Annotated in this window: 9 protein-coding genes; 4 read left to right on the top strand and 5 right to left on the bottom strand. The window is 68.4% G+C overall.

Translation table 11 applies throughout. The annotated features are described in order from the left end of the window. From AC1DOC_RS12190 to AC1DOC_RS12180, 3 genes are all read right to left on the bottom strand, one after another. Positions 1-742 (bottom strand): NAD(P)-dependent oxidoreductase (locus tag AC1DOC_RS12190; protein ID WP_478129858.1); only part of this gene is annotated, 742 nt, incomplete at its 3' end. Positions 743-767: 25 nt separating this feature from the next. Beyond that, the gene (locus tag AC1DOC_RS12185; protein ID WP_436311412.1) at positions 768-1,943 is read right to left on the bottom strand and encodes a UxaA family hydrolase; all 1,176 of its coding nucleotides are present in this window, start codon (positions 1,941-1,943) and stop codon (positions 768-770) included. 53 nt (positions 1,944-1,996) lie between these two features. After that, on the bottom strand, positions 1,997-2,278 hold the full coding sequence (locus AC1DOC_RS12180) for a UxaA family hydrolase (RefSeq protein WP_015866594.1): 282 nt from the start codon (positions 2,276-2,278) through the stop codon (positions 1,997-1,999). Between the two features lie 126 nt (positions 2,279-2,404). Here AC1DOC_RS12180 and AC1DOC_RS12175 point away from each other — a divergent pair, with 126 nt between their 5' ends. After that, positions 2,405-3,175, top strand: coding sequence for a GntR family transcriptional regulator (locus AC1DOC_RS12175; RefSeq protein WP_278880075.1), 771 nt, complete (start codon positions 2,405-2,407; stop codon positions 3,173-3,175). 15 nt (positions 3,176-3,190) lie between these two features. Here the strand turns inward: AC1DOC_RS12175 and AC1DOC_RS12170 are convergent, their stop codons facing one another. Further along, positions 3,191-4,126 (bottom strand): LysR family transcriptional regulator, encoded by a 936-nt coding sequence (locus AC1DOC_RS12170; protein ID WP_478079399.1) that lies wholly within the window; start codon positions 4,124-4,126, stop codon positions 3,191-3,193. An 84-nt stretch (positions 4,127-4,210) separates the two neighbouring features. On the opposite strand from AC1DOC_RS12170, the gene AC1DOC_RS12165 reads away from it, so the two are divergent. The 3 genes from AC1DOC_RS12165 (at position 4,211) to AC1DOC_RS12155 (ending at position 8,759) form a co-directional block, all read left to right on the top strand. After that, positions 4,211-7,087: a molybdopterin oxidoreductase family protein gene (locus AC1DOC_RS12165; protein WP_478129857.1), complete on the top strand. Its 2,877-nt coding sequence runs from the start codon at positions 4,211-4,213 to the stop codon at positions 7,085-7,087. A 114-nt stretch (positions 7,088-7,201) separates the two neighbouring features. Next, a complete protein-coding gene (locus tag AC1DOC_RS12160; RefSeq protein WP_478129859.1) occupies positions 7,202-7,822 on the top strand; it encodes a 4Fe-4S dicluster domain-containing protein in 621 nt (206 codons plus the stop codon). Between the two features lie 4 nt (positions 7,823-7,826). Beyond that, positions 7,827-8,759 carry a dimethyl sulfoxide reductase anchor subunit family protein gene (locus AC1DOC_RS12155; protein ID WP_478079396.1) on the top strand — a complete coding sequence of 311 codons (933 nt, stop codon included), beginning with the start codon at positions 7,827-7,829 and terminating at the stop codon, positions 8,757-8,759. A 106-nt stretch (positions 8,760-8,865) separates the two neighbouring features. Here the strand turns inward: AC1DOC_RS12155 and AC1DOC_RS12150 are convergent, their stop codons facing one another. Further along, complete coding sequence (locus tag AC1DOC_RS12150) at positions 8,866-10,455, bottom strand: xanthine dehydrogenase family protein molybdopterin-binding subunit (RefSeq protein ID WP_478129856.1); 1,590 nt, start codon at positions 10,453-10,455, stop codon at positions 8,866-8,868. Positions 10,456-10,577 lie beyond the last annotated feature (122 nt).

The following is a 10,577-nucleotide window of genomic DNA, read 5'->3' as shown; positions in this document are numbered from 1 at the left end:
GCGCAAGCGCCACGGCGGCTTCGTCGACGATGCCGCCGCGCGAGGTGTTGACCAGCACCGCGCCGCCCTTCATGGCCGCGATGCGCGGCGCATGGAAGAGGTTGCGCGTGCCGTCCACCAGCGGCACATGCAGGCTCACCACGTCGGCCTGCGCCACCAGTGCATCGAGGCCCAGCGGCTGCGTGCCCGTTGCGGCGAAGGCCGGGTGGCTGCCGTCCATCATGGCGTCGAAAGCCACCGTGCGCATGCCGAGCGCCTGCGCAAGCCGCGCCGTCAGTTGCCCGATGGCGCCGAAGCCGACCAGCCCGAGCGTCTTGCCCGCGAGCTCGCGCCCGTTCGACAGCGCATTGCGCGGCCAGCGCCCTGCGGCCACCGCGGCGGTGGAGCCGTAGGCGCCGCGCAGCAGCAGCATGGCGCTCGCGATCACGTACTCGGCCACGCTCAGTGCATTGGCGCCCGTGGCCGGAATCACCCGGATGCCGCGCGCTTCGCAGCCCGCCACGTCGATGTTGTCCAGGCCCACGCCCAGCCGGCCCACCACGGTGCACTGCGTGAGCGCATCCAGCAGTTCGCCACGCACCTGCGTGCGGTTGCGCACGATGAGCGCGTGGGCCCACTTCGCTTCCTTGTAGAGCCGGGCGCCGTCGTCCACCAGCGCCACGTCGTAGAGAACGTCGTGCCGCTCGCGCAATTGCGCAACCGCGGCGGCGTCCATGAACTCCGCAATCACTATCCGCTTCATGATGCCTGCCATCGCGCGGGCGCCGTCAGGCCGACTCGTACAGCCGCGTCAGCACGAACTCGCGGTGGCCCAGCGCTTCGGCCGCGGTGAGCCGGCCGTTGGCGGTGCGCAGCATGCATTCGAGCAACTGGTCGCCGGCCTGGTCGAGCGTCATCTCGCGCTGCAGCAGGCCCGAGGTGTCGACGTCGACGTGCTCGCTCATGAGCCGCACGGTGCGCGGATTGGCGCAGATCTTGATGACCGGCAGGATCGGGTTGCCGATCACGTTGCCCTGGCCCGTGGGGAAGAAGTGCACCGCGTAGCCCGATGCGGCGCACAGCGTGACCATCTCGGCCGCCGCGCTGGACGAGTCCATGAACCACAGGCCCGGGCCGGTGGGCACCTCGGCCTTGTCGAGYACGCCGTCCACCATGCACTTCTTGCCGATCTTCTGGATGTTGCCGAGCGCCTTTTCCTCGATGGTCGTCAGGCCGCCCGCGATGTTGCCCTTGGTGGGTTGCGAGTCCGACAGGTCGCTGGTCTTGTGGCGGTTGATCATGTCCTGGTAGCGGTTGAACATGAACATGAAGCGTTCCTTCACGTCGGGCGTGCGGCAGCGGTCGGCCACGATGCGTTCGCCGCCGGTGATCTCGGAGGTCTCGCCGAACACCAGCGTGTTGCCGGTCTCGTAGAGCTTGTCGAAGGCGTTGCCCACGGTGGGGTTGGAGCCGCAGCCCGAGGTGGTGTCGCTCTCGCCGCACTTGGTGGACACCCACAGTTCGTGGATGCCGCAGGGCTCGCGCTGCTTCTCGCTGGCGGCCTGCACGAACTCGCGCGCCACCTTGCTTGCGCGCAGGATGGTGTCGTGGTCGCCGTGGCCCTCGATGCCGAAGCCGGCCACCGGCTTGCCCGTGGCGGCGATGCCGTCGACCACCTTCTGCGTCCAGCTGTCCTCGATGCCGATGACGACGACCGCCGCCACGTTCGGGTTGCAGCCCGAGCCGATCAGCGTGCGGAAGTGCAGCTCCAGGTCGGCGCCGAACTGCAGGCGGCCGTAGGGATGCGGAATGGCCAGCGCGCCCTTGATGTTGTGGGCCACCGCTTCGGCGGCCGCGTTGGAGAGATCGTCCAGCGGCAGGATGATGACGTGGTTGCGCACGCCGACGCGGCCGTTTTCGCGGCGGTAGCCGAGGAAGGTGGTGTCTTTGGAAATGATGGACATGCGGTTCTTTCGGATTCGTGGGTGATGTGGAATTCGCGAAGCGGGGCAGGGGCCTACCAGCGCTTGGTCTTGATGTTCTGCACGTGCGCGTGCTCGCCGGCCTTGATCGGCGCCACCACCTTGCCCATGTCGATGCCGTACTTCCACACCGTGTCGCCGGGCGCCATGTCCTTGAGCGCGACCTTGTGGCCGATCGGGATGTCCTGGCGCGCATCGACGCTGGTCATGCGGTCCTCGTCCATGATCCAGCCGCTGAGCGACATGCCGGCCTTGACGCCTTCCACCACCACGACCGCGACCGTGTCCTTCGCGTCGTGCAGAACGAAATGAATCATCGTTGTCTCCTGTTGTGACTTGCTGAGAATTTGCAGCCGGGCCAGTGTCCGAGTGCGCGTCTCCGCGTGTCAAACAGGTCATATGAATGACTTGGATGAATCGCGATGCGGCCGCCACAATGCGCCATGCCCCGCTCGACAGACATCTGCGCGTTCGAACCGATTCCCGCCGAGTCGGCGGGTGCGCCGCTCTACCGGCTCGTCAAGCGCTCGCTGCTGCGCGCCATCGAATCGGGGCGCTGCGCGGCCGGCAGCGTGCTGCCGAGCGAGAGCGAGCTGGCGGCGGCGCTGGGCGTGTCGATCGGCACGCTGCGCCACGCGACCGACGACCTGGTGGCCGAGCACATCCTCGTGCGGCGGCAGGGGCGCGGCACCTTCGTTGCGGTGCACAACGACGACCGCTTCATGTTCCAGTTCTTCCATGTGGAGCGCAGCGACGGCCTCAGGCAGGCGCCGCAGGTGGAGTTCGTCGCTTTCGAGCGCGTGCGCATGGACGAGGAGCCCGCGCAGGCGCTGGGCCTGCGGACGGGCGAGCCGGCCATCCAGATCGACAACCGGCTGCTGCTGCAGGGCCGGGCGGTGATCCACGACCGGCTCACGCTGCCGGCACTGCTCTTCAAGGGCCTGACCGAGAAGCGCTTTCGCGAGCGGCCGAGCACCATCTACCACCTCTACCAGACCGAGTTCGGCATCACCGTGACGCTGGCGCGCGAGCGCGCACGCGCGATGGCGGCCGACCGCAGCGTGGTGCGCATCCTGGGCGTGGCGCCGGGCGCGCCGGTGATGGAGGTGCGGCGCACCGCGCTCACCTTCGGCGACAAGCCGGTGGAGTACCGCGTGTCGACCATCAACACGGCGCAGTACGAGTACGTGCACCTGCTGTCGCGGCCGGCCTGATCGGCTTCGTGCGGCCTAGCGCGCGGATGGAACGCGCGGCACGGTCGCCCCGCAGTGCCGCAGGAAGTCCGCCGTCGCGCGGCCCAAAAGCTTGTCGCGATGCATCACCGTGGCCAGCCGCCGCATGCCCGCGGGCAGCCGCGTGCGCAGCTCGATCAGGTGGCCGTCTTCCAGCGCCTGCGCCACCGTGTAGCGCGAAAGGCAGGCCAGGCCCGTGCCCGAGGCCACCACCCGCTTGATGGCCTCGGTGCTGCCGAGCTCGAAGCCCACGCGCACCTGTTCCAGGTTCTGGATCAGCCACGCATCGGTGACCTGCCGCGTGCCCGAGCCGTGCTCGCGCAGCACCCAGGTGGCCTGCGAGAGCTGGTGGTGGGTGGCAATGCGCTTGGCGAGCGGATGGCCCGGTGCGGCGACGATCACCAGCTCGTCTTCGCGCCAAGCGCGCACCACCAGGTCGGGGTGCGTCTGCGGCCCCTCGATGAAGCCGACGTCCACGTCGAACCCCGCCACCGCCTCGATCACGTCGCGCGTGTTGGCAATGTGCAGGTGAACCTGGCTCTGCGGATGGAGCGCCGTCCATTGCGATACGCGCTCGGGCAGCAGGTACTCGCCGATGGTGAAGCTGGCCGCCACGCGCAGCGGCGCCGCGTGCTCGCCGCTGAACAGTGCCTCCACCTCGCCAGCCTGGTCGAGCAGGGCCTGGGCCTTGGGCAGCAGCGCGCGGCCGTTCTCGTTGAGCACCAGGCGGCGGCCGAGCCGGTCGAACAGCAGGGCGCCCACGGAAGCCTCCAGGTCGGCCAGCGCGCTGCTCGCGGCCGACTGCGAGCGCGCGACGCGGTCGGCCGCGGCGCGCGTGCTGCCTCCCCGGGCCGTGGCCACGAACACCTCGAGCTGGCGCAGGTTGAGCCGAAGCCGCTGCGCGGTCTGCTGCTGATCTGTTTTTCCGGTCATCGTGAGCGATATTCTCCGCTTTTTCGTTTGATCGATGCTCTCTAACATCGGCGCAGCCCCGCACAAAAAAACGAAGGACCGCCAGTGTTCAGTTTCCTGTCCCGAGAGCCCGTCCACGATCCGCTCGCCGCCCCCACGCCCACGGCGGACACCCAGGTCAAGACCACCACCTGCTACATGTGCGCCTGCCGCTGCGGCATTCGCGTGCACCTGCGCGAAGGCGAGCATGGCCCGGAGGTGCGCTACATCGACGGCAACCCCGAGCATCCGCTGAACAAGGGCGTGATCTGCGCCAAGGGCTCCTCGGGCATCATGAAGCAGGTGTCGCCCGCGCGCCTGACGCAGCCGCTGCTGCGCAAGGCCGGCAGCGAGCGCGGGGCCGGGGAGTTCGAGCCCATCAGCTGGGAGCGCGCCTTCGACATGCTGGCCGAGCGGCTCGGCAAGATCCGCGCGACCGATCCGAAGAAGTTCGCCCTCTTCACGGGCCGCGACCAGATGCAGGCGCTCACGGGCCTGTTCGCGCGCCAGTTCGGCACGCCCAACTATGCGGCGCACGGCGGCTTCTGTTCGGTCAACATGGCCGCGGGAATGATCTACACCATCGGCGGCAGCTTCTGGGAATTCGGCGGGCCCGACCTCGACCGCGCCAAGCTGTTCGTGATGATCGGCACGGCCGAAGACCATCACAGCAACCCGATGAAGATCGCCATCAGCAAGTTCAAGCGTGCAGGCGGACGCTTCATTTCGATCAATCCGGTGCGCACGGGCTACTCGGCCATTGCGGACGAATGGATTCCGATCAAGCCCGGCACCGACGGCGCCTTGTTCATGGCGCTGCTGCACGAGCTGATCGCAAGCGACCTGATCGACCACGCGTTCTTGAAGCGCTTCACCAATGCGCCGCAGCTCGTGGTGCTGGACGACTGCGAGCGCCAGGGCCTCTTCGCCTTCGACCCGGACCCCACGCGCGGGCCGCCCGGCGACGGCCGCCATCCGCACAACAAGCTGGTGTGGGACAAATCGAGCGGCAGCGTGAAGAACGCCTACCCCGAAGGCATTGCAGACGGCTGCGACCCCGCGCTCGAGGGCCACTACACGCTGGCCGACGGCACGCGCGTCGCGCCCTCGTTCCAGCTGCTGCGCGATCGCGTGGCCAACTGCACGCCCGAATGGGCCGAGGCCATCACCGGCATCGATGCCGAGCGCATCCGCAAGCTCGCGCGCGAGATGGGCGAGACCGCCCTCAGGCAGGCCTTCGAGCTGCCCATTGCGTGGACCGATGCCTGGGGCAAGGAGCACCCGAGCACGCAGGCGCGGCCCGTGGCCTTCCACGCGATGCGCGGGCTCGCGGCCCATTCGAACGGCTTCCAGACCGTGCGCGCGCTGGCCGTGCTGATGAGCGTGCTCGGCACCATCGACGCACCCGGCGGCTTCAGGCACAAGGCGCCGTACCCGCGCCACATCGTGCCCAACTACCGTGCCTTCAACGACCCCGGAATGATCCAGCCCAACACGCCGCTCAATGCCGCGCCGCTGGGCTTTCCGGCCAACCCGGAAGAGCTGGCCATCAACCCCGACGGCTCGCCGATCCGCATCGACCATGCGTTCTCGTGGGAGCACCCGCTGTCGGCGCACGGGCTCATGCACAACGTGATCACCAATGCGGTGATGGGCGACCCCTACCGCATCGACACGCTGCTGATCTTCATGGCCAACATGGCCTGGAACTCCAGCATGAACACCATGGCCGTGCGCGAGATGCTCAACCGCAAGGACGAGAAGGGCGAGCACATGATCCCCTTCCTGGTGGTGTGCGACGCCTTCCAGAGCGAGACCGTGGCCTTTGCCGACCTGGTGCTGCCCGACACCACCTACCTGGAGCGCCACGACGTGATGAGCATGCTCGACCGGCCGATCTCGGAATTCGACGGACCGGTCGATTCGGTGCGCATTCCGGTGGTGCCGCCCACCGGCCAGTGCAAGCCTTTCCAGGAGGTGCTGATCGAGCTGGCCTCGCGCCTGAAGTTTCCGGCCTTCACCACGTCCGAGGGCGGGCGCAAGTTCTCGGGCTATCCGGACTTTGTCGTCAACTTCCAGCCGCAGCCGGGCATCGGCTTTCTGATGGGCTGGCGCGGCAAGGACGGCACCGAGCACCTGCGCGGCGAGCCCAACCCGAAGCAGTGGGAAGCGTATGCAGAGAACAACTGCGTYTTCCAGTACCACATGCCSGARACCATGCACTACATGCGCAACTGGAACCGCGARTACCTCGACTTYGCRAAGGACAAGGGCTGGCGCCAGCGCAACGACCCGGTGCAGCTGGCGCTGTACTCCGACACGCTGCAGAGCTTCCGCCTGGCCGCGCAGGGCAAGAGCCCGGGCCGGCAGCCGCCCGACGCGCTGCGGGAGCGCATCGACACCTACTTTGATCCGCTGCCTTTCTGGTATCCGCCGCTCGAGGAGGCCTCGACCGATCTCGATGCCTATCCGCTCAACGCCATCACACAACGGCCGATGGCGATGTACCACTCGTGGGATTCGCAGAACGCGTGGCTGCGGCAGATCCACAGCCACAACTATCTCCACGTGAACCCGCTCACCGCGCAGGCCGCGGGCATTGCCGATGGCGGCTGGTGCTGGGTCGAGAGCCAATGGGGCCAGGTGCGCTGCATGCTGCGCTACAGCGAGGCCGTGGAGCCCGGCACCGTGTGGACCTGGAACGCGATCGGCAAGGCCGATGGTGCCTGGCAGCTGGCGCCCGGTGCGGACGAGGCGCGCAAGGGCTTCCTGCTCAACCACCTGATCAGCGAGGAACTGCCTTGCGCGGGCACCGCGAGCGGCCGCATCAGCAATTCGGATCCGGTCACGGGGCAGGCGGGCTGGTACGACGTGCGCGTGCGCATACGGCCGGCGGAACCGGGCGAGCCGGAAGAACCCACGGCGGCCTTCATCACCGCATAGCCACCAGTTCCAACGCCGCTGCCCCCACCCCAACCCTCCCCCGGAAGGGGAGGGAGAAATGCCAGCGTCCGCGCCGAGCCGGGCGAAACCCTCGCCAAGCAACTCGCCCTCGTCATCGACCTCAACGTCTGCGTCGGCTGCCATGCCTGCGTCACTTCGTGCAAGCAGTGGAACACCTCCGGCAGCGCCGGCCCGCTTGCGGATGCGCAGCCCTACGGCGCCAACCCCACCGGCACTTTCTTCAACCGCGTGCAGACCTACGAGGCCGGCACCTTCCCGGCCACGCAGACGGTGCACTTCCCCAAGAGCTGCCTGCACTGCGAAGACCCGCCCTGCGTGCCCGTGTGCCCCACGGGTGCGAGCTACAAGCGCAAGGAAGACGGCATCGTGCTGGTCGACTACGACAAGTGCATCGGCTGCAAGYACTGCGCATGGGCCTGTCCGTACGGTGCACGCGAGCTCGACGAGGAGCGCCAGGTCATGACCAAGTGCACGCTGTGCGTCGACCGCATCTACGACGAGCACCTGCCCAAGGAAGACCGCAAGCCCGCCTGCGTCAAGGCCTGCCCCACCGGCGCGCGCCTGTTCGGCGACGTGAAGGACCCGGACTCCGAAGTGTCGAAGGCCATCCGCGAACGCGGCGGCTACCAGCTGATGCCCGAGTGGGAGACGAGCCCGGCCAACCAGTACCTGCCGCGCCGCGTCACGCAGCAGACCGCGGGGCAGGAGGAATAAGGGCATGCATCCCGCGTTCTCTATTCTTTTCTTCACCACGCTGGCTGGCGCCGCGCAGGGCCTGGTCGTCGCGCTTGCGCTCGCGGCGCTGTTCGGCAAGGGCCTCGCGCCCGGCTTCCTCACGCTGGCGCTGGGCGTGGCCGAGGTGCTGCTCGTGGCTGGCCTGGCCGCATCGTTCATGCACCTGGGCCGCAAGAGCCGCGCATGGCGCGCCGTGCTGATGTGGCGCACCTCGTGGATGTCGCGCGAAGTCATCGTGCTGCCGGCGTTCATCGCGCTGGTGGCACTGTGGTGGCTGTCGCTGCGCTTCGGTGCCGGTGCGCCGTGGTCGTGGCTGCTGCCGGTGCTGGTGCTATGCGGTGCGGCCGCGCTCTGGTACTGCACTGCCATGATCTATGCGTGCCTGCGCTTCATCGAGGAATGGGCGCACCCGCTGACTGTCGTCAACTTCACGCTGATGGGCCTCTCGTCGGGGCTGGTGCTGGCCTGTGCGATGGCGGTGCTGTCGGGCGAGTCGCGCTTCGTGCAGCTGTTCGGGCCCTGCGCGCTCGCCGCCACGCTCGCGGCATGGGCCGCACGCAGCGGGGCGCTCAGGCGCAATGCGGCGATCCGCCACAAGTCGACCTTGCAATCGGCCACCGGCATCCGCGCCGGGAAGCTCGTGCAAAAGTCGATGGGCATGTCGGCCGGCTCGTTCAACACGCGCGAGTTCTTTCATGGTGCCACGCTGGCCGCGCTCAGGAACATGAAGCTCGGTTTCCTGCTGCTGGCCTTCGTGCTGCCTTCGCTGCTGCTGCTGTGGGGCGTTGCCGGCGGGGCCGTGTGGCCGTGGCTGCTGGCGGTGCTGGTGCAGGCGCCCGGCCTGCTTGCGGAGCGCTGGTTCTTCTTCGCGCAGGCGAAGCACCCGCAGAACCTGTACTACCAGGTGGTGTCCTGAAGACCCGGTCAAGGGCGTCGTTCAGGCCTGGACAGGCCCCCCCTAAGCGTGCGGCCGTCAGGCGACAGCGCGATGCCGTTTGGCGTCATCACCGGCCGCGCCCACGTCATGCCTGGATCGGCGTCAGCAGTTTGTCGGGCGTGATCGGCAGGTCGCGCACGCGCCGGCCGGTCGCGTTGTAGACCGCGTTGGCAATGGCGGCGGCCACGCTGGTGATGCCGATCTCGCCCACGCCCTTCACGCCCATGCGGTTGACCCGGGTGTCGGTTTCGGGCGCAAAGAGCACCTGCACGTCGCCGATGTCCGCGTTCACGGGCACGTGGTAGTCGGCCAGCGTGCGCGTGACGAAGTGGCCGCTGCGCTCGTCGAGCACCGACTCTTCCATCAGCGCGTTGCCGATGCCCCAGACGATGCCGCCGATGATCTGCGACGCCGCGGTCTTGGGGTTGAGGATGCGCCCGGCCGCAATCACCGCGAGGTAGCGCGGCACGCGCACCAGCCCCAGGTCTTCGTCGACCCACACTTCGGCAAAGTTGGCACCAAAGGCATAGTGCGACCAGGCGGCGATGTCCGCGCCCGGCGTGGCCGTGTTGCTGGCGCGCCATTCGTTCAGCTGGGCCGCCTGCAGCAGCTCCGCCACGCTGGGTTCGCGCACGAAGCGCAGGCTGACCTTCTCGCGCAGTTGCTGCTTGGCCGCTTCGCAGACCGCGAGCGCCGCGGTGCAGAAGGTGTTGGCGCCCCAGGAGCCGCCCGAGCCGGGCGTGGGCGGCAGGGCCGAATCGCCGAGCCGCACCTGCACCTTGTCGAGCGGCAGGCCCAGCGTCTCGGCCGCGGTCTGCGCAATGACGGTGTAGCTGCCGGTGCCGAGATCGGTCGCGCACATCTCGACCACCGCGCGCACGTCGCGGCCATTGCGCGTGAGCAAGAGGTTGGCCGAGGCGCCGCGGTGCGGTGCGCCGCGCGATGCCGCGCTCATGCCGTAGCCCACCAGCCAGTGGCCCTGCCTGCGGTTGCGCGGCATGGCGCTGCGGTTGCTCCAGCCGAATTTCTCGGCGCCGATGCGCATGCATTCGACGAGCGAGCGGCTGCCGAAGGGCTTGCCCGTGTCGAGGTCGGTCCTGGCATCGTTCCTCACGCGCAGTTCCACGGGGTCGATCTTCAGCTGCTCGGCGAGTTCATCCATCGCCGATTCGAGCGCAAAGCTGCCGGGCGCCTCGCCCGGTGCGCGGGTCCACTTCGGCGTCTGCACGTTGAGCCTGAAGGCGCGGTGGGTGACCTGAGAGTTCGGCACCTCGTACATCATTCGCGAGATGACGCCGGTCTGCTCGACGAACTCCTCGTGCACCGAAGTGTGGGTGACGGTGTCGTGGCCCAGCCCCGTGAGCCGGCCGCTCGCATCCGCACCCAGCCGCATGTGCTGGCGGTTGTGCTGGCGCAGGCCGACCACCATGAACATCTGCTGCCGCGTGAGCACATGCTTGACCGGCCGCTTCACGAGGCGCGCGGCCAACACCGTGAGCATCGCGTTGTCGCGCGTGAGGATCTTGCTGCCGAAGCCACCGCCCACGAACGGGCACACCACGCGCACGTTCTCGCGCGGAATGTCGAAGGTGGCGGCAATCGCGGGGGCGGCATCGCTCACCATCTGCAGCGAGTGGTGCACCGTGACCTTGTTGTCGCCCTCCCATGCGGCCACGGTGGTGAAGGTGAGCTACGACGCGGCCCAGCCCCGCATCGGCTTCGACGCCAACGTCAAGAACGCCTACGCGCCGGCGGCCATCAACGCCGGCTACAAGACCGACACGCGGCGCGGCGATC

The organism is Variovorax sp. 01T439_2 (assembly GCF_056398445.1).
The sequence above is the reverse complement of the archived record's forward strand: the minus strand, read 5'-3'. Positions and strand labels throughout refer to the sequence as shown.

Excerpts from the sequence above, each read along its gene's own strand:
- AC1DOC_RS12155 (WP_478079396.1), top strand. The coding sequence starts at position 7,827 with ATGCATCCCGCGTTCTCTATTCTTTTCTTCACCACGCTGGCTGGCGCC.
- AC1DOC_RS12175 (WP_278880075.1), top strand. The coding sequence starts at position 2,405 with ATGCCCCGCTCGACAGACATCTGCGCGTTCGAACCGATTCCCGCCGAG.
- AC1DOC_RS12180 (WP_015866594.1), bottom strand. The coding sequence starts at position 2,278 with ATGATTCATTTCGTTCTGCACGACGCGAAGGACACGGTCGCGGTCGTG.
- AC1DOC_RS12170 (WP_478079399.1), bottom strand. The coding sequence starts at position 4,126 with ATGACCGGAAAAACAGATCAGCAGCAGACCGCGCAGCGGCTTCGGCTC.